Raw genomic sequence first — 22,225 nt, 5'->3', positions numbered from 1 at the left:
TTCTTTTCGCTAAAGAAAAGAGCCTTCCCTATCCGCATAAACGGAAATGAGAATAGCTCCAAGAGTCCGTTCCAGTCCTGAATGCATGCTAAGCGTGCAGCCCGCCGGTCAGGCGAGGACCTTGACGATAGGCGCCGACCGGAACTTGGATCAGACCGGTTATTCCCTGTGTTGGCATCCGGTAGATCTCGTCGCTTAACATGGCATCATAGCCTAGAAGCGGATGTCCGGCCATGCCGATCGCCGAAGCCGTCAGCAGCAATCGCTGCAGGAGCATGCCGGCTTCCATTTGTTGGATACGATACCCTCTGAAACCCAGCGATCGACGCAGATGCCCTCTGTCACCCGCCACATGGAAGCATAAGGGAACCTGCAGCAGGTTGACGTTATCCGCCGTCATCCCGAGCTGCAGCTTCAGGCGGTGATCGCCTTGGCGCATTAGCAGCAGCGAATGGGCAACGCCGTCATAGCCGTAAGCGCCGTCAGGAAGACCATCGACGTTATGCGTGCAGCAGAAAAGGGATACGCGATTGAGATGGGGATGGTCCCGGTCCCGCTTATCCAAATCATTCGCATAGGAGTAAGAAGTTATCGTCTCTCGCAGCAGTAATGCCAATTGCTCTCGACTTACTTTACTAAGAACAAAATCACCGTTCGGCGAATAACGCCGTCGGCTCACCGATGCCAAATCATAATGCAGCCGCTCCGCGGATGGCAGCGGTGTCTCCCCGTATTGGCGAATGAAGCGCGTTTGGCCGTCTATACTTGCGGGCGGCGTTCCCATCGAATCCAGTATCGCAGCCTCGTTCATACGGGTCAGCAGCGGAGAAACGCCGACCTTTACCGACCGGACATACTGCCGGCGGTAAAGAGCAGGCAGCTCGCTGCACAGCTCGGAGACGCGAGCAGGCTCCACATGGCTTCCGTCATCGTTTATCAAGTCGGCCCAAGGCTTTGTGGAAAGGGGAACAACAGCGTAAACGCACTCTTCCCTTTCGGATAATCCGATAAGATGATTGATGGGCCGGTCAAGAAACCGGTACATCACCCCGGTCTCGAAGCCGAACCGTTTGGCCGTCTCCAGCATCTGTCCGAGCAGCGCGCCGGCATCCAAGCCCTGTAGCCGGTATGCGAAATGATTGTATTTAAAAAAGTTTTTCCAGAACATCGTCGAAACAAATACGAGGCCGAAGCAATCCGAAACCTTGCACCGGCCGCCTAACGCGCTCGTCAAGTAAGCGTCGAAAGCACCCTCCCGAAGCAAAACCAATCGGTGGTGTGCCGCATTGTAATGGTAGATGCCTTCCGGCAGCTCCGCCGCCTTAAGATACATGTAAATTTCGTTCGGATACAGCGCGCCGCCCGACGGGGCAAACCGCCGGTACATTTGCATGAGGCCTGCGTCCCCGTCCGAATAGCCCACAACGGACTGGGACAACTGGCTGAGTCCAAATGCATACCATAAAAAGTGGCCGATTTCACGAAGACCGGTTTTTCCCGATTCGTGCGCAGTGCCGTCAAGACTCAGCGGAACGTCCGGACTTAACGGCATCTCGGGCAAGCCCCGGTAAAGCTTATACGGAAGCGGGCTGTCTTCCCAATCCACGGCCAAGTCCGGCGGTTTCGTCTTCGCCACGTCAAAATGCAAATTATACAGAAACTTTTCCAAGCTCAAAGCATTCCCCTCCCCTCCGAGTCCGGCGCCCCTTCCGAACGTCTTGTCGCCTTACGGAAACGGATGGGGAAAAGGATTCAGCTCCTCGTAGGTAAGCGGCCGTTCGGCATACCCGAGCGCCACCGGCACGGTACGCACCCTCTCCAAGCCAAACAACCGGGTATAGTGGTGGCCGAATGTCATCGGCAGCATGCCGGGTATCAATACTTTAACGCAATGAAGCCCGTTTCGGGCGAGTTCAGGAGCCGTCAGGTCTACCGCTATCACATCCAGATTATGCCGTTTGAACCGGAGAAGCATATCTTTCAGATCGTCAGTCAAATCCGCGTGCCGTTCTTTTTGTTCGAAGGATTCTGCGAACGATCGCATCGGACGGGATTCGTCAAGAATAAAACGCAATCGCTCTTGAGCGGACGGCAGTCCGTACAGCAAGGCGTGATCCTCCATCTGCCGGACATTGGCAGAGTCGTGAAACATGGCTTCCGCCTTTTGTTTGTTCGCTTCATAGCTGTGATCAAGGTTCGACACCATTCCTGACAATTCATGAACGGCGCCTTTCGCCGCCCGCACCGGATCGGGATGAGCGCCGGCAGCACAAATGAGCTTTGCGCCTTTCGGCTTCCGATTTACGGCCACCGCCCAAATGCTCGGTATTCCGTATTCCATCGTCGAATTATAAAAATGCACGTCATAGCCGGCCGCTGCCCGCAAGCGGTCAAGCATCAGCGTCAATTCCGGATCGCCGGCTGTAGGAGGATCAAGTCGCGGCAGCGGCAAACGGGCATACCAGGTCATTAGGAACGCATCCCGCTCGGCCGTTTCCAATATACCGTACAACACCGCCTCCTCCAGGCTTCCGCCCAGCGCGCAGCCGTTTGAAGATTCGAACGCAAACCGCCGCTTGGCTCCCGTACCGTAATAGGCAAGCTGCTCCGGAACCAAAAGAGGCCTTTCCTGCAGGAACGAATACCCCCAAACCCAATGGATCGGCTCGCTTGCATCGAACGGCTGATAACGATAACCCGGCATGGCATACTGCTCCTTCGAATGAACCCCTACTTTTACAGGATCAAGCGCGTATGCCTCCACTTCCCGATAGCTGCCGTAAACGGCCGTTCGTTTGCTTCGCGGCTCCAGGCTGGAGTACCGCTCCAAGCCTTCGAGCATGGCCGTCAGTTCGCTCGCTGCGAACGAATGCGTTCTCCCCGCTGTGCCGACATCTTCGGAAAATAGCGGCAAATTTACGCTGGCATCTGCAAACGATGAAGACATATCGCTCATTTTGCCGTTGAAAATGCCTGTTCGAACGTCCAAATAATCCCGCGCCAAAACTTGTTTCAACTCATCCGCCGAGCGGCAGCGATAGCTGTCGGCGCTTATTTTCGGACTAGGTCGAAGCGGGATGTTTGCCGCCTGCATCGTATCGTCGGACATCCGGCTGCAAAACCGGCATAACGAATCGGGCACAAAAACATGCAGCTCGCTGTTCATCGAACTTAAATTAAGTATTTGAAGCTTATCGGCGGTTTGCGGAATTTCGCCGCTCAAAATATTCCTCGTTTCGGCCAATACCAAATGAGCGGCTTGCCAAAGTCCTGTGCGAGACGCCCACGCATCGCGCTCCGCTCCTCCGCGCTCGGACAACCGCTGCTTAAGCCTCCACATATCCTTCCTTTCGCGTCCCGCCATCAGAAGTCTTCTGTCCGCACATTGGGAGCATCCCGGCATGCCCGGTTGAACCCAAGGTCCGATTATCGCCTCCCCAAAAGCTACAAAACCGCGGAGCCAAGGCGTTCCATTCGACTGAAACAGCTCTTCTGCCTGCAGATGAACGCTTGGATGCCAAGCATCTTGCAGCACGAGAACGAAGTCCGCAGCCTCCGGAACCCCTTGCTCGAAATCTTTCCGCCTTACGAGTTCATAGTCCGCTGACAACCGGTCGCTAACGAAATCCGCCAGCAACCCTTCTCCCATGACGGCAATGACGGCGCTCAACGGGATCCCTCCTCGCGCAGCAGGACGCCGAACACGCCGGCAAGCGCCTTTCTAAACAACGGCTCAGGCGTCATGTCGAAAACGAGCAGCTGTTTGCGATTTTGTTTGATCAGTTTTAATGCGGCGGTTAGATCGTCCGCTTGCACGGCCATTTCGCAGTTCGGAATGATGACGCCAAGATCCCCTTCTTCCTTGCGAAGCACCGATCTAAGCTCAAGCCTTGAATGCGCAGCGCGGTTTTGGTTTTGTTCCTTCATCAACGCCTGTTTCAGGGCATTTCTTAAAGCAAACGTCACATTCAGCCCCGCCCCCCCGAACCAATACCCGTTCGAGTTGACCCATACGGATGGAAAACCCGCCGCCTTTTCGCCATGACCGATCATTACCGGGCCGTTCAACGTTTCCAACGCTCGCAAGTAATATTGACAGCGCTCGTCTTCAATAACAGGCGAGTACGCCGTTAACACGAGGGGAAGCCGCTGACCGCTTTGCTTTTCCAGCTCGTCGTTCAGCCATTTGTGCAGCCCTCTTCCTACGCCTTCCGCAATCGTCAATCCCGCCCCCACACCGACGAATTCCTGCGGCATGATCCTATCCCATGGATCCGAGTATAGCTCAGACAGGAAACTTTCGCTCATCCGCGCAGCGTATGCTTCAATCCCGGATAATCCGGCTGCATGCCGCGCATCCAGATGGGACATTTCCGCACAAACGATTTCCGCCAGCAGTCCGGCAGGCCCTTCGGATAGAGGGTCGGCTGCTTGAACACGGCACTGGGAGAGCGGAAGCTGCTGAAGATCACCTTCGTCCCATATATGAAAAATACCTGCATATTCCGATGTCATTCCGCCGAAAAAGGAAAATAATTCGTCTTTGCTTCTGCTTGCGTCCCCTGAGACTTCCCGGTCTAACACGCGAATCCATTTGGCCTCGGCACGTCCTTCCGCCAAGGGATGCGGGATGAACGAGTGCCAGCTTCCTTCCAGCGTTTCTAAGTTCAACAAATATACGCGGCTGCCCTCCGCCTCACCGGATATGCCCGATATTTTCTTCATCCCTTCAAATACGATCATGTTTGCCAGCAGCGCTCCAGCCGTGGACGAGTAGTCTTGAACCTGCGTATGGATGCCGAGCGCAGACCGGTGGACCCGTCTCCACGCCGACTCCCAGTCGCCTTCCGATTCCGGATGGACGATAGGACCCGCCCACCCGACTTGCTTCAAGCATAGGGCAGGAAGAAATAATTTATTTTCCTCCTTACATGCCGTATGGATGGTTCGCAGTTCTTCGACGTTTTCCTTCGGTGACACATACAAAACGGCGTCGAAGGCTTTAACCGTTTCCCGCCAACCGCCCGCCGATTCCGTATCCGTCGGAACGGGCACTTCCTCCACCGTCACTTCGCCATCCGTTTTGCGTGCATGCGAAACCAAATCAGCCAGACGTTTCCTGTCGGTCGAAGCCGAATCGAGAATCGACACTTGGAACCTCGGCAATCCCGATTCTAGCAGCGCAGATACCAAAGAAGCCATAAACGGTCCTGATCCGATCGCCAGCACCTTTGCTTGACGGTAAGTTTGAAACCGGAATGCGCCCGATCCGCCGAAATGATCAAGAAACTCGATTTGCGAAGCATATTTTGTCAACAGTCCTTCAGAAAGCCGATATGGCGCATCTTGACTTACATCGCGAACAAAGCCGTTCTTCAATAACGCATCCGCTATTTCGACAACCCGCTTCCGGTATGGCTCCGGCAAACCGTCCGTCAATTCCGCAAGCGATTGCTCGCCATTAAATGCAGGCAGCAGCTTTTCTATCCATTGATCTATCCCTTCGCCCTCCATGCGGAACGAGCTTAGATTGTTTCGAAAAAACACGCCGCTGACGGGATCAGGCATATAAAAAGTATCCCTGTTCACTTTCAGTCGCATGGAAGTCTTGTAGTTTGACATTCGCACCCTCCTTCCGTATACAAATCGATGTAACAAGTAAATTTTATGCACGATTATTTGTCCGTCATGTCAGTTTTTTCAGAAACGAACGGCACAAGAATAAACGCCAATCGTCGACCCGACATTGGCGTTTACCGAAAGCTTATAGCCGCTGACTCGCTTTTCTTCAGACAAGGATAAACGGCTTCTCCATCCATTAAAGGACTGGCGTGTTATCCGGATTATTGAACTTTCCGGTGAGACAAGTAAGGCATACTCAGCCCATCTATATAAAAGCCCGCCGCTATTGGTAGCGGCAGGCTTTCGGCTTTTATTGTTCCGGTCTGCAGTTATGGCAATTATGGCAGTTTTGGCAGTTATGACAATTGTGGCAGTTATGGCAATTATGACAGTTATGACAGCGATGGCAGTTAAAGCAATTTACGCAATTGAAGCAATTCACGCAGAAGAAGCAGCTGGTACAGTTAAAACAGCCACCGACACCGCCAATGCCGCCGATACCGAACAGACGCGGATCCTGCTGGTTCTGAACTTGCCATTGCGACGCTTCGGTCACATTGAAATCGGAAACGTTCAAATTTTGCAAATCATTTTTAAAATCATTCATCTTAACACCCTCCATATCGTGTAGAAGCCTTAGTGGCATTCGCCTAATTGATCACACGACAACATATGAAGGTGGTTACGAAGTTGTTACAAACGCCCAGTAATTTATTGTTTTGACAGGGAACAGTCTTGCTAATTCCTTAACCCGCAAGCCGTTGGCTCAGGATAATGCCAAGAGCTCGCCATACGTTTGTTTGAGCATGTCGTCATTCGTCGCGTCATCGCCGGTCAGTACGAATTCTTTAAGCAATTGATCAGGATCGTTCCTCCCCAATACGGAAATAAGAAACGTGCTCATAAACCAGCTTCTCTTCCGATAAACACGAATGACGTACCGCCTGTCCTTGCCGTCCCAAATAAAGCGAATCAACCCTCTGCCGCCCTCGTACACGGAGTATATATTGCCGAACGTTCCCGGGTGATGCTGATGTTTCGTTCTCAAATATCCTTTGGGCTGTAATCGCGATTCGATTTCTTTTTCTACAATGTCGAATGTTCCTTTGGCATCGAATTGGTTCATATGCGGCAGCTTCCTCTTCTCGTCTTTTCTCGCAGTCGCTTGGAATCTATCATGTCTTTCAATCGTACGTTCCACACTTTACTATAGCATTTTTTGCATGATTAATAACCTTCGTCGGTCTAGTCTTAGTCATATAGAAAAGCCGCTTCGCTTCCCGACAGGGAAACAAAGCGGCCGTGGCGTATCGCATTTTTTCGTTTCAAATTGATTACATTACTCTAAACTATCCAGTTCAATGACTGCAACATCATCCAAATCGACCTGATCGGCATGAGCCGCATCGCCAAACCCATACAATCTGAAATAAACGAGAGCGGCTTTTACTTCCGGCGGGGCCGTTATATGGAACGTTATTTTCTCCCATTCGCCCGGGTTGGATTTATTAAAATTACCCAACTCCGTACTCACGTGTGTACTCGAGTTTTGCGTTTGTTCATCCCGGTAATATTCCGAATAAATTCTAAAGCCTTGGCCCTTCAAAGCGTTTGAACGAACCCAGGCCGAAACTTCATACGATTTGCCCGCCTCGACCAGTATCTTTTGATTGACAAGCACCCCGTTGCTCGATTGTTGAGTCCTTAGCCTCATGCCGTAGCTGCCGGTTCGGGCGCTTTCGCCGCTTGCCGTAACACTGGTCCCCGAGACAAAATATAAGCTCCAATTTACGGGTTTTCCGCCGGTCAAATTCTCAAAACCCGGATTTGCAAGCATGTTGGCCTGAACATTGACGGTAAGCGGCAGGGTCGCATATAAGGCCCCCCCAACTGTAAGCTGAACCACCGCCTTATATTGGCCTTCTGCTAGGGAAGAAGCCGGCGTTATCGTTCCTTGTACCGAACGGTTTTCCAATGCGCCCAGGACAATTTCGCTCGGCATATCGATCGTTAATCCTTCCAAGTCCGTTTGAGAAAGCTTTATGGTCAATTCTTGGTCCGTATTATTAGTCAACTGGATCGCGAACGGAGAACCGGCTCCCGGCTTGACCCTCATATCGGCCGGTTCTATCGATGCGCTTAACCATCTCTCTCGAAATTGCAAATCATCCGCCCACGCCGGTCCGTTTACCGTTTGATTCGCTTTAAAGTACGCCTGAACGGTCTTCGTTTGCGGCGATGCGACGAATATCACTTCGTATCGCGTCCAATCGCTGTTATTGATCGTTTTCGTCCATGTGTAAGATCCGACTGTACTCCCGGCAGCGTCTACTTGCCTTATGCCTAATTCGACCGCGCCTGCCGATGAACTGTTTTTAATCCATCCCGACAATACGTACTCCTTGCCTGCGGTTACCGGTATACTCCATTTATTATCGGTACTAATCACGTTCCAAGCGTTCGCGGGATTCGGGTCCAACCGGACGGAAGCTAAACCATTATGCGCTACCGAACGATCCCAGACAGCGGACACCGTATACCAGCCGTCCGGTTTCTCGGTACCGGAGGCCTGCTTCTCGAAGCCTCCGTTATACGCCAGATTCGTATCGATACGAATGCCGAGCTGCATGGATGCCCGAACCTTACCGCCAACACTTGCATCAACATTCACATGATAGACGCCTTCGGTAACCGAATGCGGGATTGTGATCATGGCTTGAACGTTTTTCGTCTCGTTCGGCGTCAGAGTGACGGAAGGGTCGAGCGTAACCGCTATGCCTTCAGGTGAAGTATGCGACAACTCTGCTGCGATTGCCCGCGAGGAGTTGTTTTTCAGCTCGAACAAGACAGGATATGTGCCATATTGACTTACTTTCATGCTTTCCTGACTTAACGCCGCTTCGAGCAGCGGATTGACCTGCAGCAGTCTCTTATCGGTTACCGTTACAAGCTTCCCATCGTACTGGAATTGAACGCTTGCAGTCACCGGATAAACGCCGGGTTCAAGCTCAAGCGGAATCTCGAATGAATGATCGGAAGAACGGCTCTCTCCGATGCCCACATTGCCGATATTCGTAACAAAGGGAGGAACGGCGGCTGAGTCCGGCAGCGCAATTTGAAGCGCCGCTCCCTGAATAACTTTGTCAGAAACATTGCGGACTTGAACGGAAACCTCCAAATCATCGCCTGGAACCGCCTGTCCGGGTACAAACTGCATATCCGATTGCAGGATCGTTTGAACGATCGGTTGTATATTCGAGCCGGACTTGTTCAGGGAATCGAGCAGCTGCGTCTTTCGGCCTCCCAGTTCGCTATCCTCCTGCTGTTCGACCCATTCCTTCGCTTGACCCAATTCCCGCATAATAAGAATGGCTTTCCCCAGAGATTCGCTTACATAGTTCTCCTCGCCGTTTAATCCTTGCTTCATTTCCTGCATCTTCATGATTAGCGTCTCCAACATCGCTTTCCATCCGGTATGGTTGGGAATCGAGTCTGTCGCAACCTGCAGTTCCTCCATTGCCGCGTCAACTTTTGCCGTAAACGGTATGATTCGATAAACAAGCGTCTGTTCGGACGATAACGCGACGGTTTGGTTTTCCTCCCAGCTTTCCCATTGTTCAGGGCTTTCCACATACAACTGCTGCATCACATATCCATGCAAACCAATCGGAAGAACGGCCGTTTTGTTCTGCTTGGTCAAATTGATTGCGACCGCAAAACGCTCTTGCCCCCGTTCCCATATGCCCCACTGCACTTCGTTCCCGATGTTCTCCTGAAGCTTTGTTCCACTCGACGCAAGTTCGCCAATCAGCTTCAATTCTTCCTTGAACCGGACAAGTCCAGGCCACAGCTCGGAATCCTGCAGCTTCCAATTCGGATCGTTTATGGAGTAATAAGCCAAACCTTTGCTCCCCGCCAACAATGATTGATAGGCCATATTGCGGACTTGATCGATTGTCGGAAGATAATTATATACGGTATTCGGAAGCCTGAACGTTTGTAATACGGTCCAAACCGGCTTCACTCCGTCTACTTCCGCGATCGCTTGCCTTACGCTGTTGCCTACGGCGGAAATTGGCTGCATCGCGTCGCTCCGGTACGGATAAACATCGGTCACCATGACGTCCGTCGCTTGACCGACCGACCGGAAAGCGCCGGGATCGTATTCGACCATGTATGTCGGATGATCGGGGTCGATCGAATGAATCAGCTTGTATGCGTCAAGCAGTTCTTCTTGCGGAATTTTGTTTAAGGCCGGTTCATCCATAATCATCCACGCAAGCACTGCGGGGTGGCTTTTAAACCGGTCAACGAATTGGCGCATTTGCTCGAAATTTTCCTTCACCTTCATGCCGTAATACAACGGCACAAGCATTTTCAGCCCGTGTTGCTGCGCCGTATCGAGCTGCAGCTGCAGATTATCCGCACTATTGGTGAATTTTCCTTGAACAGTATTAACGCCGATTTGCTGCATATTCGGATAATCGGCAAACTCCGCGTGATAGGCTATAACCGGGAAGAACGGTTGGCCGTCCACATACACGGGGCCATTCTCCGGAATTGCAGTCGGACGCGGCCAGCGATAAATCGTCTTCTCAAGCTGATCGACCGTCTGCCCCTCGGCATCTTTCAATTGTATGGTAAGCACGTACGGCTGCTTCAAACTCATGACAGCCGGATCGAAAGAAATCTCAACTTCTGCAGCGGCGGGTATGCCCGTTTGCTCGAAGACGGTGCCTTCGCTCCCTTCCGCAGTAATACGAATATCGACGGATTTATCTGCGTAAATGCCGTCCTCCGGACGCAGCTTGGCGCGAACGGCTGCTGTCGTAACATCCGGATAATAATAAATTTGATTCGTTTCCATGTTGACAAGCTGCGGCGGATTTTGCGTTTTTATTGCGGATGCGTCGTCGAAATATACTTTCCCCTTCCCATATAAGCGTAAGTATACGTACATATACTTCGACCTGGGCGGCGCCTTAGTCTCATGCTTCAGCTCATGCCATTCGCCGTCGTTTTGGGAGGAAGGGGCTTTACTGTCGTATCCGGTTACCCAATTCTCTACGGTGTTCTCTTTATTCGAAAAAAATTCGATCTTGTATCCCGGATTGCCGGTTACGCCAATCGCTTTAAACCAGGAAGTCAGCTCGTAAACGGCGCCTTCCTCCACTGGAATTGCCTGCATGATCCATGGATTGTTCGACTCGCTCGTTTGGATTGCCACTCCGTAGCTCCCCGTCCGGGCCGCCTCCGAAGCAACATCAATATAGCTTCCCCATCCATTTTTTATCGGCGACCAACCGGGTGCGATTCCGCCGCTCACGTCTTCAAAACCGCCGTTAATAAGCAGCTGCTCCTGGACGAGCGTTACCGATACAGTCGCCGTTCCGCCATCCGTAACGGTAAATTCGTCTGAAAGGCCATTGATAAAGCCCGGCTTCATTGCCGATAGCGTATAGCTGCCGACCGGCACGCTTTGTAACGTATACATGCCGTTCTCATCCGTTACGGCCCGATATCCGGTTCCGGTAATTTGAACTTTAGCTGAAGCAATAGGAGTATTGTCCGTGCCATAAACGGTTCCGGTTACACTGCCGGTTTCAATCGCAGGCGATTGGGAAGGCCCTGGAGTTTCCGTCGGCTGCGGCGTGTTCGTTTCTGTCGGTGTTGGGGTTGGGGGCAACGTCGGGGTTGAGGTTGGCACTGAAGTAGGCGTCGATGACGGCTTCGGCGACTTCGTCGGTTTTGGTTCTTTCGTCGGTTTCGGAGACTTGGATGGTTTTGGTTCTTTTGTCGGTTTCGGAGACTTGGATGGTTTTGGTTCTTTCGTCGGTTTCGGCGACTTCGTCGGTTTTGGTTCTTTCGTCGGTTTCGGCTCCTTGGACGGTTTCGGTTGCTTCGCAGATTCCAATTCTGAAGACGAAAGCGGGTGCTGCACCTCCGCATCAGCGCCATAAGCTGCAAGCCCGCTCCCCCATGTTGAAGCAAACAAGGAAATAATCAGGCATAAGGTCATCAGCATTGCGATTTTTCGGAAAAATAGCCGATTATGTTTCATGGTCTTCCTCCCTAATGAAATACTCACTTAGCAATCGATTTCTTTTTGTGTAAAAGTATACTTACTTTCTTTCCGTCTGAAACGCCATCAATCGATAAAGCGCTTACATCCACTTGTGCCGCTACTAACGCCGTATATAATACGAATAGTAAAACGGATAGCTGGTTGACGATCAACAGCAGGAGCCTTTTCCGTACGGAGACCGCACCGAATTGTCTTCGCGGTTTAAACCAAGCCGCCTGCTTAAACCGCGTCATCAATTCAGTTTGTACAACCAGTTGGAAGACTTCTAAACCGCTTTATTTTTTGAAAACCACGCCTTGCTCGCTCAACCGTTCATGCAGCGTTTCCATGGAAACGTTTTTTACGGAGCACGAGTTGTTTATGGCGATCGACGCCGCGATGCCGGCTGCTTGTCCAAGTGCATAACACGTCGGCTGTACGCGCATCGATGACATGGCTACATGCGTTGCGGAAATGGACCTTCCGGCAACGAGCAAGTTGTTGATGGCGTCGGACACCATACAGCGGTATGGAATATCGTAGCCGCTCACATGACGCTCGTCTGTCGTTCCTTTGCCGTCGGGGCTATGAATATCGATCTCGTAATTCGTTTGCGCGACGACATCCTCAAAGCGCCGTCCGCCCACGACATCCTGCTCCGTCAAGGTGTACAGCCCTTGAATTTGATTCGTTTCCCGCACGCCGACTTGCCCTGGGATATGCGATAACGCATACGTCTCGAAACCGTTATTCTGCAAGTAATAAGCGATGGAGAATACCTGCTTGAGCGATTCCGTCTCCGCGAAATTAATGTCTTCGATTTTGGCGCCGTTGCCTTTTACCCTCGTCATATTGACAAGAAGCATACCGTCGTTATTCCTCTCCCAGAACAGATGACGTCCCTGCGGCAGCTCGGATTTATCCTTGTATTCGTAGCAGCCTTCCGGAAGCATGCTCTTCACAGGCTTGCCGGTATTTTGCATCATAAACATCAGCGTCATCGGTTGAGTCAAGCCGTCCGATTCTCTTCCGGAGCAATACGGAACACCGGCGTCGATCGCCGCCCTCGCATCCCCCGTGCAGTCGATGAATTGCTTCGCTTCGAACGCTTTTAAACCATCTCTCGTCGATACGATGACAGCCTGAATCTGCCTTTGTCCGCTTATTACGCCTATAAATTCCGCATGATAATAGACGTCCACGTTTTCTTTTTTCATTTTTTCATTCAAATAGTATCGTAGAGCAAAGGGGGAATATTGCGGCGCGATAGATGTATCATGATTATCCGGCAAGTATTCGGCCAGCACTTCTGCGATCATCTCGCGGTAGATTCCCGTCACATTTCCGATCGGCATAAAAATGCTCACGTTTCCAAGCGTTCCCATGCCGCCCAGCTGACCCGATTGCTCCAGCAAAATAACTTTTTTACCGCAGCGGGATGCGCTGATGGCTGCCGCCGTACCGGCCGGCCCCCCACCTAAAACGACTACATCCGCCTTAGCGTGTAAATCGACTTGTCTTTGAAACCCATAAGATTTGTTCAAAATCGTTATCCCCTCCAAATTGTATTTGCCTTCAGTTTAACGTAAAATATAAGTTAATTTTAGTTTCAATTTACCTTTAATTTAAGCAACACATTCTAGTTTGCGAGGGATAGGGACACGATGAGAAAGAAAAAAGACATCACCCTGCAAAAAATTGCCGACGAGCTCCAATTGACAATTCATACGGTATCCAAGGCTCTTCGCGGTATGCCCGGCATGTCGGAAGGAACAAGAAAGCAAATTTTCGAAACCGCCCTCAGGCTCGGCTACAAAACAAAGGACCAGGAATTGAGTGTCGGCTACGAGAAGCTTCCGCTGCTTTCGACGAAACGCCGGCGGTTTACTATGATCTTGTCGCATGACGCCCCCTTCTACCAAATCCAATTTCTTGGCATACAAGAACGTATTCAGGAATGGGGCCATTCGCTTACCGGTTCATTTTTGCCATACCTGAGCCGGGATCAATCCGAAATCGATCGCTGGATCGACAGCCTCGATTTGCAATATTACGACGGTCTTTTCATTCCGCCTATCTATTCCGAGCAGTTGGAGCGCACACTGCTGCAGCTTCCGCTTCCCAAGGTGCTGATCAACTTCCCGCCGCCTCTGGCTAATGTAGACAGCGTCATTTGGGACGTCTCTACCGCCGTGCACCAATCGGTAAACCACTTCTTCTCCATGGGCCACAGGAAGATTTTATATATCGGCGATATTTATAAACAGCGCGGCTTTCGGCTTCGTTGGACGGCTTTCCGGGATGCGATGCGGCAAATCGGCGTGGCAGCAGAACCTCATCAGCATTTGACGGACAGCTCCGTACCTTATGAGCAATGGCTAGAGGAACTCAAAAAAAAGCTCGCAGATGGAGACTTTACCGCCATTTTATGCGGCGTCCGGCAGGATTTGCCCAGCATCATCTATACGTTGCAGTCGATCGGTCTTTCCATTCCGAAGGACATTTCCATCATCAACGTCGAAGACTTGGCGAACGAACGGTTTCCTCATCAATCACGACCGCTCTTGCTTATGAAAGAAGCGGGACGGCGCGCTGCCGAGCGGCTGCTTTGGCGTATAGCGAATCCAGCCGAGCCTTACGAGCACATTCGTCTGCAGGGAACTTTCTACGAAGGCAATACGGTCAGACGAATAAGCGAATAGCAAAGCGCCCAAGCTTTCACATCTATCGGTAAAGCTGCGCCTGCGAGCGTTCTTTGTCATATTCCCGCGAATCCCGTGATACACATTAAACAATCAAATGCGAAACGGGAGGAACGCCATGAGAACGAAAGCCCTCCTCATACTGGGCGCAGTATTGGCCGCCGCTGTCACAGCCGGCTACACCTGGAAAGCTTCGGCGGATTTTCCCGACAAAACGACTGCGGCCGCCGGCAGCTATCTGGTCAGCATCGAGCTGCTCCCCCATCAGGCCAAGGTGATGAAGCCGGCAGCCTTAAGCGTTACTATATCGGATCAGGATGGGCGACCCGTCGAAAATGCCGCCGTCGAAGCAAAACTATTCATGCCGAATATGTTTTGCGGTACGATCGGGGCAGCGCTCGAGCCTGACGATAGCGGCGTTTTCATCGGCGAAGCAATTGCCGTTATGCCCGGTACCTGGAACGCCGATGCCGCTATAACGATCGACGGGCAGACCTATACCGTCAAGCATCGATTCGAAGCGGTACGATAGGCTGTCAAGGCGCCAAGCAGACAGCCATCTTTGCTTGACTCCGCAGGCAGCCAAGCTTGCCGCGGGGGATGCATGACAACGCCCTGCAATCTTACCAAAGCCATGGATGCAGGGAAGAAATCCAACCGTTAGCCGCCATCCCGCGCAAAACGGACAAAATCCCCATTGTCACCATAAGCAAATGCCCCGCTTTCAGCATAAATAACCGGTGCGGCCTGCCGATAACATGGGCGAACAAACCCACGGCAAGCAAAGAAGGTATTGTCGATATTCCGAAAACAGCCATAATAGCCGCTCCGGAAAAGATGCTGCCGCTTGCCGCCGCGTTCATTTGCATCGCATAGGTAAGTCCGCACGGGATAAAGCCGAACAACAACCCGCTAACCCACGCGACCGTCAAATCGCCTTTCCCGCCTAGCTTATCCCTGATGGAGATCCGCGATGGAACCGGCAAGCGGAACGGAATTCCAATCTTTCGGAACGTCCATAATAAAATCAGGACGCCGCCCAGCATACTGGCAGCGCTTTGCATGCCGCTCCAAGTGCCGGCAACGTTCAAGAAAGAGCCGATCGCGCCCATGACGCCGCCAATCATCGTATAAGTTAATACCCTTCCCGCATTGTAAGACAGAAGAATGCTAACCCCTCTGCCTTTCCCCTGTATAGCCAAACCGGAAACAATCCCCCCGCACATCACGATGCAATGCGGCGCGCTGAGCACGCCCGTCAACGAAACGATCCAAAGCTGATGACCGGACATCGGAATCGCCCCCTTTTTTACCAGGAATCGCAAGTGAAACAAATGGCGCATATGCTTCAAGAAAGCATAAATCAGCCTATGCGCCATCCGTTAGGAAAAGCACGACTCGTTAGAGCTATTTATGCCGAAAGCGGCAAGAAAAACCAGCGGTCACCGTACGGCATTTCGGCCGAAATATACCGTCACCTTTAACTGTAAAGCGCCTAAGCATTCTAGCTGAATATAAAAAAAAGCCTGCACGCGGCCTCTCCGCGATGCAGACTTCATTAACGTTATTAACTATCCATTAGCAGTTCATTACTTAAGGCCATTAACCATCTGTAGGCGCGACGCTTCTTAAAAGCTCCTTTACTTGCTCCGCGCTTATCAATTCACCCGTTACAACCTTAGCCAAGTTCCCGTCCGCATCGATGAGAAAGGTCGCAGGCAAGCCGCTCACTTGATAAGCTTTCGCCGCTTCTCCTCCCGCATCCGTAAAAAGAGGGAAATCCAGCCCGTTCGCGGCTGCGAATTCCTTTACGGTTCCCCGCGATTGACCGACGTTCACGCCGATGACGTCCACATCGGGAATGGAAGCGCGATAAGCTTCGTTCAGCCGCGGCATTTCGTTAACGCAAGGCTCGCACCACGATCCCCAAAAATTGAGCAGCACGCCTTTGCCGCGATAGTCGGACAGCTTGACCTGCTTTCCGCTCATATCGGCGACCGTAAACTCAGGCGCCGGCTGCCCCGTACGAATACCGCCGCCTCCCGAACCGCGCCCGTTCGCGTAAATCGAATACGAAGCGGCTGCGACGACGACAAGCAAAACAGCAAAGCTCATCCAGCGTTTGCTTTTGACGCTCATCTCGTCATCTCACCATCTCCTCCGGCTCGGCGCGCCTATCTCCATAGAGCTCCGAAAATGCCGTTTGCAAACCGTGCTTGCCGAACGTTTCGCGAGCGCCTTCCCGTACCACCGTACCTTCCTGCAAAAACACGACATGATCCGCTACCGCTTCCGCAACCTGCAGCTGATGCGTCGAGAAAATAACGGCGCGTCCATCCATTTTTGCCGCATTGACCAAATTTACGAACGAATCCATCCAATAAGGATCAAGCCCGTTCGTCGGCTCATCCATGACAAGCAAAGGCGGGTTCCCAAGCAGCGCCTGGGCGAACAGCAAACGCTGCCGCATCCCTTTGGAAAAGGCGGTGACGGATTTGCTTCTCACTGCGCTCAATCCGACAAGCTCGAGCGTCTCCATCACCCGTTCCTTCGACACTTTGCGCAGCGATGCCCAAAACGTTAGCGTTTCTTCCGCAGACAGCCCTTGTCCGAATAAATAATCGTCCGGCATATAACCGAGCTGCTCCGTATATTTCTTCCTGTTTTCTTGCCACCGGATGCCATTTATGCGAATTTCCCCGCCAGACGGCCGCTGGATGCCGACAATCATGCGCAATATCGTGCTTTTGCCGGCTCCGTTGCCCCCGCAAAGCGCGAGCACCTCGCCGCTCCGAACCTGCATGTCGACTTTGCGGACGATCGTCTGCTTCTGAATGATTTTTTCCACGCCCGAAAGCTGAAGTACGGCATCAGCCACGCGACCGCCCCCTCTCCCATAATAAATATGCCGCGCTTACGGAAACCGCGATCCAGGCAAGGCAAGCGGCAATAAACAGCCAAGTTCCTCCCGGCCGGGCTACCCAGCGCACCCAATCGTAATATTCGGGTCCAAGCGCAGAACCTCCGCCCAGCTTGATGACGACGAACAGTCTGACAAGCTCGGCCGGATTCAAAAACGTCAACGTTACCAGCGCGGGCTTGATCCAAAGATAAGGCATGATCCCTAAAGCTGCGATCAGCAAGGTCGGCCAACCGATTACGGCAAAAAACCAAACGGCAACGCCGATCGTAAGCGCCTGCCAGCGGTTTTTGGCCAAAGTGCCGATCCCGAGCGCGACTGCGAGAAACAGAAGCACGAGCCCTACGGAAAACGTAAGAAACAGTACAAATACATCGAAAGCGAAAGCTCTGCCGAATATCGTGCCGACGATCCCCGTCAGCCCGAAGCCGAAAGCGATGATCGCCATCAAAACCGCTGCAAGCCCGATATATTTCCCCATTACAAAATGCAGCGTGCTTAGCGGATAAGTCGAGAGGAGCTGCCAGCTCCCCTCCTCCTTCTCCGCGGTAAGCGAGAACGAGCCGATAAGCAGCGTCATTAGCGGTAATAGGTATAAAATCAGGTTTAGCATGGAAGAGGTCATGCCCGAGTAGCCTTGTACCGCATTTTGGCTGTTAATGAGCAGCAGCGCCAGACTGAATACGGAGAAGAGAGCAAGAAACGAATACGCCCAAATGTTACGGAAGCCGATTTTGACCTCTCTTAGCGCAACGTGTAAGACGTCCATTTTAATGCTTGCCCTTCATGTCGCCGCTTGTACCGTTCGCATCCGTAGTCGAATGAGCGTTTTCGTCGTGGCCGTGGCCGGACATGTTTTTCATCATATCGGTGTTTTGTTTCCACGAATGGCTTTTCAGATCGGCGGCCGTCATCAGCGTCCCTTTCTTCTGTTCGTCGATAAACGATTGAGCGTCGCTTTTGCTCTTGAACGAATAAACCCCGTATGCCATCGGCGACTTCAGCGAAGCGTCATATACATACGATGCTTCCTCGTATGTAATCCATTCCTTGTTATTGTAGTCCCTAACGAAGGACGCGCCGATATTGTCGGTCCCGTTTTTTTGCTTCCACTCGTTCATGCAGCCCAGATCGTCGAATTTATAGGTTTTGCCGTCTTTCGTCGTCAGCTGCACTGCGAACGCGTCGTCTTTCACCTGCATATTGCAAATTTCGCACTTGTCGGTTTCTTCATTAATGGCGACCGGCTTGTACGTTTTACCGCCGCCGCAGGCCGAAAGCACAGTAAAAACGATGGCCATAATCGTAAATGTCATCAGCTTTTTCATGATTTTCTTACCCCCGCTAATAGAATGATAGTCGTTGCCGCACCTAACAAAAGCAAACTGATCGCCGCTAGGCGCCAATCGTTCGAGCTGCCGCCCGCCTCCGAAGCCGCATCGCCCGGACCCATCAATGGGGAAATGTCCGTCGTCCATTCGGCTCTGCCCGAAGCGAGCATGCTTTCCAGAAATACCATCCCCGGCGACTGGAAAAACAATTGATAAGCCGGCGTATCCGCAGTCAGCCGCTGAAAGAAGGGATTGATTCCATACGAAATATCGCTTAATCCGTCCTTATCCGTATCGATGCCGCGAAAGGAATCCCAAAAATTACCATATAACTCATTGTCGATACTGTCCGTCGCCTCCGCTTCGATCACGTTCGCGATGAAACGGTTTCCGCTAAACCGGTTTCCATCCGATTCAAGCAGCTGAATGCCAATAAAGTTTTGATTCACATCATTGTTCCAAAATTCGTTTTCCTGCGACTGCTCGATGTATAAGCCGACGCGATTGCCCTCGACCTTATTGCTGTGAATGCGGGAAGTTTGCACGTCAAACAGCAGCAGCCCTTGCGAGTTGACGCTTTCGCTCTGCTTGACGAACGTATTTCCCGAAACCTCCGCACCCTGAACGCCCATGATCATCGCGCCGGTAATGTTAAACTTGCCGCTGTTGTCACGAACGACGGTCCCTTCGGTGTACATGCAATGAATGCCGTACCTGGAATGGTCGACCCGATTGTTCTCGACAAGGTTCCGGTGGCTGCTTTCCAAATAAATGCCGTCATTCATGCCGGCAACCTCGTTAAATTCGATCCTGTTGTCGTTAGACTGGTAAAGATCGATGCCGTTTCGCTTCTCGGACATTTTTACGGCGGGCCGGGACGGATCGTCCAGCCATACGATCCGGTTATCGCGAATGTCGTTCCGTTCCGCATCCCTCAGTAAGATGCCGAAGGTGCGCGTTTCGATTTTCAGGCCGCTTACTTGGCTGTCCTTTGAGGAGATCAGCACTGCTGCCGATTCCTCCTTGGAATCCTGCGTAATGCGCAGCCCTTCGATTCGTACATCATCGGCATAAACGGTAATTGCCGGCTCGTTTCCTTTGTTCACAATGTGTACGTCCTCTTCCGCTACTATATGAACGGACTTATCGATCGAAAGCTTGCCTTCGTAAATCCCCCCGGGCAGCTTGACCGTCTCTCCCGGCGTTGCCCGTTCAATGAGCTCCTGCAGCTGGCGAATATCCGACGTGCCGGATGCTGCGGCATTTTGCGGAAATCCGATTACGGCCCCTATGCAAAACAGGCAGGCAATCAAAAAGAAACTTAACCATGTTTTCTTATTAATCATGACACATCAAATTGCTTTTTCTTTGTAATATGCAGCTCGCCTTGATACAAATGAATGTAGATCGTGTACTTGCCGTCCCTGTCGAACGTTTTCTCCGTCGAGTACCCGCCTTTCCCATCCGGCTCCGCTGTTAGCAGCTCGGGCAATCCGTTGCTTCCTCTGCGTATATCGAATTGCACCTTGGCTCCTTCCTCTTTTACCAATCCCGTTACCTGAGCCGTAATTTTCACCTTCTGCTTCGTCGGCACCGGCTCCGGATCCGTAACGAGCTCGATCGTCACCTTGGAAGGGTCCTGTCCCTGCGGAGCCGAATTGGACGAGCAAGCAGACAGCATGAATGTCAATAGCCCGCAAATCAACAATGCGGCTATCATCCTTTTCATCGTCTTCCTCCTCCTTTCGGTCAATCGTAATTCTTTATCATTGTATCCCGTTCAGCCTCCCTTTAAATGACTCCTCGGGGCTATACCTGTTAACAATGTGTGAAGCGCCTGTTAACAAACTGTGAAACCTGCCCGCATGATAAACGGTTGGAAACAAAAAAAGCCCCGCAAGCCTTCGTCTGTTGCGAACGCCGCATGACGAGGATAGACTTTGCCGGACATTTTTCATGACGCTATGCAGTTCCTTCTATTTAAAAAAACGCGATCACTCGCGTTCACCGTGCAGCTTCTGTTCGACAGAGCGCAGCTTCTGCTCCATCGTCCCTTTGACGTCTCTGCGATCATCGATTGTTATGGAAGTCGAGACGCGAACCGCTCCCCGATCGAACGGCACTTCATGCATTCGCCGGACTACGGCAAGCAGATCGTCCAACTCCCCTTCGATAATCGTGCTCATCGGGGTAAGCTGGTACGATATCGCTTCGGCCGCTTCCTCAAGCACCTGCTGGGTTGCCGCCACATAGCCGCTTACGCTAGTCGTCCCCGTGCCGAGCGGAACGATAGTGACTTGTACGATGGCCATTTTCACACATCCTTCTGCATGTTTTTCACTGGTATTACCCGGACATTTCCCAGGCAAGCGCAAAAATCGATAGAAACAGCCTGCAGTTGACAGAAATCCGACATATTTGTAGAAGCAAACAATAAATTGACAAAAAAGCCGAGACCGGCACGACTTCCGTACTACCCGGCAATGTAGCGCTCACGACTGAAGTCGCATGTTTGTATGGATAAACGATTACCGGCGTCTTAGAAGTCTGCGGTTATCCAATTAGAGACAATCCCGCGAATGGCTTGCCGATCAACGAAACTAGCTTCCGTTCGTATGGCGAATTCCCCTCCACCCCGTATCGGGAGCCGTTATTCGATGCTGAACACGACGGACTCGCGGCCGGCCGCATCACCGATAAGCCGTTCATGGTATTGGCTTTTGTTCAAGACGACATAAAATTCCGATTGCTCGTCTCTCATGACATAATAGGAATCGCCGGATTCCCGGTAATATCTCTTCGCTTTGTCGATTGCCTGATTCTTAGTCATCTATTCACTCCCGGAATTCTCTCATTATTCTCCAATTCGTATCATACCATGAAAGAACGTATGTTTGCACGAATTAATTTTTATCCGTTCTACAAGCTTCTGCGTTCATATAACGCAACTGCCGCAAACCAAGAAATCACCGTTAATACGAGACCGAAGCCCGCCCCGCATAAACCGATCGTCGTCAGATCAAGCCCGGAATCCGGCGATAACCAGTCGCGAAGCAAAATCCCCGTTCCTCCGTTCGTCCATTCGATGATACGAAATGTAATGACGACGGCGCCGCCAACCGCAAAGATGACGACTAAATCGAGCACCTGGGAAATTCGGGAGCCATAAGCAAAAAATAGCGGGAAATATATCGAATAAAAGACGAGCAAAATGGCGATAGTCAGCAATGTAGAAGGCAAATCGAACCATGGCAATTCATTCGCAGGCAATACCGAGGCGGACAACAATCTCCAAAAGGCAGTCAATGCGAACGCAAACGCCGCAAAAACGAACATACCCAAATATTTCGCCGTCACGATGTCGCGTCTTCTTAACGGCATAGAAGCGAGCAATCGACCGTTATTGTTCTTTTCATCGGATTTGCTCGCAACCACAATGAGGAAATGGCTGAAAATAGCGGCCGGCATCGAAAGAGGCAGCCCTTCGAAAGCGCCGAGCGCAAAAAAGACAAAACCGACAAAAAGAAAGCCGAGCAAAATGTACTTTTTCTGAATCCGGATATCTTTCATAATGAGCTGTCCCATC

At 51.7% G+C, this 22,225-nt stretch carries 19 protein-coding genes; 2 read left to right on the top strand and 17 right to left on the bottom strand.

Annotated features, from left to right (window positions below; all coding sequences use genetic code 11):
• Positions 1 to 88: 88 nt before the first annotated feature.
• From DQG23_RS01285 to DQG23_RS01250, 7 genes are all read right to left on the bottom strand, one after another.
• Complete coding sequence (locus tag DQG23_RS01285; protein ID WP_113028979.1) at positions 89 to 1,675, bottom strand: SagB family peptide dehydrogenase; 1,587 nt, start codon at positions 1,673 to 1,675, stop codon at positions 89 to 91.
• A gap of 51 nt (positions 1,676 to 1,726) precedes the next feature.
• The gene (locus DQG23_RS01280; protein ID WP_113028978.1) at positions 1,727 to 3,670 is read right to left on the bottom strand and encodes a TOMM precursor leader peptide-binding protein; all 1,944 of its coding nucleotides are present in this window, start codon (positions 3,668 to 3,670) and stop codon (positions 1,727 to 1,729) included.
• Entirely contained in the window at positions 3,667 to 5,622 is a 1,956-nt protein-coding gene (locus DQG23_RS01275) for a putative thiazole-containing bacteriocin maturation protein (RefSeq protein WP_113028977.1), read from the bottom strand. Before DQG23_RS01275 ends, DQG23_RS01280 begins: the two co-directional genes overlap by 4 nt.
• Positions 5,623 to 5,932: 310 nt before the next feature.
• Positions 5,933 to 6,229 carry a heterocycloanthracin/sonorensin family bacteriocin gene (locus tag DQG23_RS43655; RefSeq protein WP_158560240.1) on the bottom strand — a complete coding sequence of 99 codons (297 nt, stop codon included), beginning with the start codon at positions 6,227 to 6,229 and terminating at the stop codon, positions 5,933 to 5,935.
• 159 nt (positions 6,230 to 6,388) lie between these two features.
• Entirely contained in the window at positions 6,389 to 6,748 is a 360-nt protein-coding gene (locus DQG23_RS01265) for a hypothetical protein (protein ID WP_113028975.1), read from the bottom strand.
• Positions 6,749 to 6,961: 213 nt separating this feature from the next.
• On the bottom strand, positions 6,962 to 11,683 hold the full coding sequence (locus tag DQG23_RS01260) for a carbohydrate binding domain-containing protein (protein WP_113028974.1): 4,722 nt from the start codon (positions 11,681 to 11,683) through the stop codon (positions 6,962 to 6,964).
• Between the two features lie 299 nt (positions 11,684 to 11,982).
• Entirely contained in the window at positions 11,983 to 13,230 is a 1,248-nt protein-coding gene (locus DQG23_RS01250) for an FAD-dependent oxidoreductase (protein ID WP_113029546.1), read from the bottom strand.
• 120 nt (positions 13,231 to 13,350) lie between these two features.
• Between DQG23_RS01250 and DQG23_RS01245 the strand changes: the two genes are divergently transcribed.
• Complete coding sequence (locus DQG23_RS01245) at positions 13,351 to 14,388, top strand: LacI family DNA-binding transcriptional regulator (protein ID WP_113028972.1); 1,038 nt, start codon at positions 13,351 to 13,353, stop codon at positions 14,386 to 14,388.
• Positions 14,389 to 14,506: 118 nt separating this feature from the next.
• Positions 14,507 to 14,920: a FixH family protein gene (locus tag DQG23_RS01240; RefSeq protein WP_158560238.1), complete on the top strand. Its 414-nt coding sequence runs from the start codon at positions 14,507 to 14,509 to the stop codon at positions 14,918 to 14,920.
• Between the two features lie 91 nt (positions 14,921 to 15,011).
• On the opposite strand, the gene DQG23_RS01235 is transcribed toward DQG23_RS01240, so the two are convergent.
• The 10 genes from DQG23_RS01235 to DQG23_RS01190 all read right to left on the bottom strand — a co-directional run bounded on the left by DQG23_RS01235 (position 15,012) and on the right by DQG23_RS01190 (position 22,224).
• On the bottom strand, positions 15,012 to 15,680 hold the full coding sequence (locus DQG23_RS01235; protein ID WP_113028970.1) for a sulfite exporter TauE/SafE family protein: 669 nt from the start codon (positions 15,678 to 15,680) through the stop codon (positions 15,012 to 15,014).
• Positions 15,681 to 15,990: 310 nt separating this feature from the next.
• Positions 15,991 to 16,527 carry a redoxin domain-containing protein gene (locus DQG23_RS01230; RefSeq protein ID WP_113028969.1) on the bottom strand — a complete coding sequence of 179 codons (537 nt, stop codon included), beginning with the start codon at positions 16,525 to 16,527 and terminating at the stop codon, positions 15,991 to 15,993.
• Between the two features lie 4 nt (positions 16,528 to 16,531).
• Positions 16,532 to 17,266, bottom strand: coding sequence for an ABC transporter ATP-binding protein (locus DQG23_RS01225; RefSeq protein WP_113028968.1), 735 nt, complete (start codon positions 17,264 to 17,266; stop codon positions 16,532 to 16,534).
• The gene (locus DQG23_RS01220) at positions 17,259 to 18,077 is read right to left on the bottom strand and encodes an ABC transporter permease (protein ID WP_113028967.1); all 819 of its coding nucleotides are present in this window, start codon (positions 18,075 to 18,077) and stop codon (positions 17,259 to 17,261) included. The genes DQG23_RS01225 and DQG23_RS01220 overlap by 8 nt, the downstream gene beginning before the upstream one ends.
• A gap of 1 nt (position 18,078) precedes the next feature.
• Complete coding sequence (locus tag DQG23_RS01215) at positions 18,079 to 18,636, bottom strand: nitrous oxide reductase accessory protein NosL (RefSeq protein ID WP_113028966.1); 558 nt, start codon at positions 18,634 to 18,636, stop codon at positions 18,079 to 18,081.
• Positions 18,633 to 19,985 (bottom strand): right-handed parallel beta-helix repeat-containing protein, encoded by a 1,353-nt coding sequence (locus tag DQG23_RS01210; protein WP_113028965.1) that lies wholly within the window; start codon positions 19,983 to 19,985, stop codon positions 18,633 to 18,635. The genes DQG23_RS01215 and DQG23_RS01210 overlap by 4 nt, the downstream gene beginning before the upstream one ends.
• Positions 19,982 to 20,368, bottom strand: a complete 387-nt coding sequence (locus tag DQG23_RS01205; RefSeq protein ID WP_113028964.1) for a FixH family protein — start codon at positions 20,366 to 20,368, stop codon at positions 19,982 to 19,984. The genes DQG23_RS01210 and DQG23_RS01205 overlap by 4 nt, the downstream gene beginning before the upstream one ends.
• Before the next feature lie 265 nt (positions 20,369 to 20,633).
• Positions 20,634 to 20,951, bottom strand: a complete 318-nt coding sequence (locus DQG23_RS01200) for an MTH1187 family thiamine-binding protein (protein ID WP_113028963.1) — start codon at positions 20,949 to 20,951, stop codon at positions 20,634 to 20,636.
• Positions 20,952 to 21,289: 338 nt separating this feature from the next.
• Entirely contained in the window at positions 21,290 to 21,469 is a 180-nt protein-coding gene (locus tag DQG23_RS01195) for a hypothetical protein (protein ID WP_113028962.1), read from the bottom strand.
• Between the two features lie 89 nt (positions 21,470 to 21,558).
• Positions 21,559 to 22,224 (bottom strand): ABC-2 transporter permease, encoded by a 666-nt coding sequence (locus DQG23_RS01190; protein ID WP_158560237.1) that lies wholly within the window; start codon positions 22,222 to 22,224, stop codon positions 21,559 to 21,561.
• Position 22,225: the final 1 nt, after the last annotated feature.

The sequence above is a fragment of the Paenibacillus contaminans genome, assembly GCF_003285015.1.
Lineage (GTDB): Bacteria > Bacillota > Bacilli > Paenibacillales > NBRC-103111 > Paenibacillus_V > Paenibacillus_V contaminans.
Note: the sequence above shows the minus strand (reverse complement) of the source record. Positions and strands in the feature narration are given on the sequence as shown.

Bases quoted from the DNA above. Each gene is read 5' to 3' on its own strand.
- DQG23_RS01220 (WP_113028967.1), bottom strand. From the start codon at position 18,077: ATGGACGTCTTACACGTTGCGCTAAGAGAGGTCAAAATCGGCTTCCGT.
- DQG23_RS01230 (WP_113028969.1), bottom strand. From the start codon at position 16,527: ATGAGCGTCAAAAGCAAACGCTGGATGAGCTTTGCTGTTTTGCTTGTC.
- DQG23_RS01235 (WP_113028970.1), bottom strand. From the start codon at position 15,680: ATGTCCGGTCATCAGCTTTGGATCGTTTCGTTGACGGGCGTGCTCAGC.
- DQG23_RS01245 (WP_113028972.1), top strand. From the start codon at position 13,351: ATGAGAAAGAAAAAAGACATCACCCTGCAAAAAATTGCCGACGAGCTC.
- DQG23_RS01275 (WP_113028977.1), bottom strand. From the start codon at position 5,622: ATGTCAAACTACAAGACTTCCATGCGACTGAAAGTGAACAGGGATACT.
- DQG23_RS43655 (WP_158560240.1), bottom strand. From the start codon at position 6,229: ATGAATGATTTTAAAAATGATTTGCAAAATTTGAACGTTTCCGATTTC.
- DQG23_RS01205 (WP_113028964.1), bottom strand. From the start codon at position 20,368: ATGAAAAGGATGATAGCCGCATTGTTGATTTGCGGGCTATTGACATTC.
- DQG23_RS01210 (WP_113028965.1), bottom strand. From the start codon at position 19,985: ATGATTAATAAGAAAACATGGTTAAGTTTCTTTTTGATTGCCTGCCTG.
- DQG23_RS01200 (WP_113028963.1), bottom strand. From the start codon at position 20,951: ATGGCCATCGTACAAGTCACTATCGTTCCGCTCGGCACGGGGACGACT.
- DQG23_RS01215 (WP_113028966.1), bottom strand. From the start codon at position 18,636: ATGAAAAAGCTGATGACATTTACGATTATGGCCATCGTTTTTACTGTG.
- DQG23_RS01190 (WP_158560237.1), bottom strand. From the start codon at position 22,224: ATGGGACAGCTCATTATGAAAGATATCCGGATTCAGAAAAAGTACATT.
- DQG23_RS01240 (WP_158560238.1), top strand. From the start codon at position 14,507: ATGAGAACGAAAGCCCTCCTCATACTGGGCGCAGTATTGGCCGCCGCT.
- DQG23_RS01260 (WP_113028974.1), bottom strand. From the start codon at position 11,683: ATGAAACATAATCGGCTATTTTTCCGAAAAATCGCAATGCTGATGACC.
- DQG23_RS01195 (WP_113028962.1), bottom strand. From the start codon at position 21,469: ATGACTAAGAATCAGGCAATCGACAAAGCGAAGAGATATTACCGGGAA.
- DQG23_RS01265 (WP_113028975.1), bottom strand. From the start codon at position 6,748: ATGAACCAATTCGATGCCAAAGGAACATTCGACATTGTAGAAAAAGAA.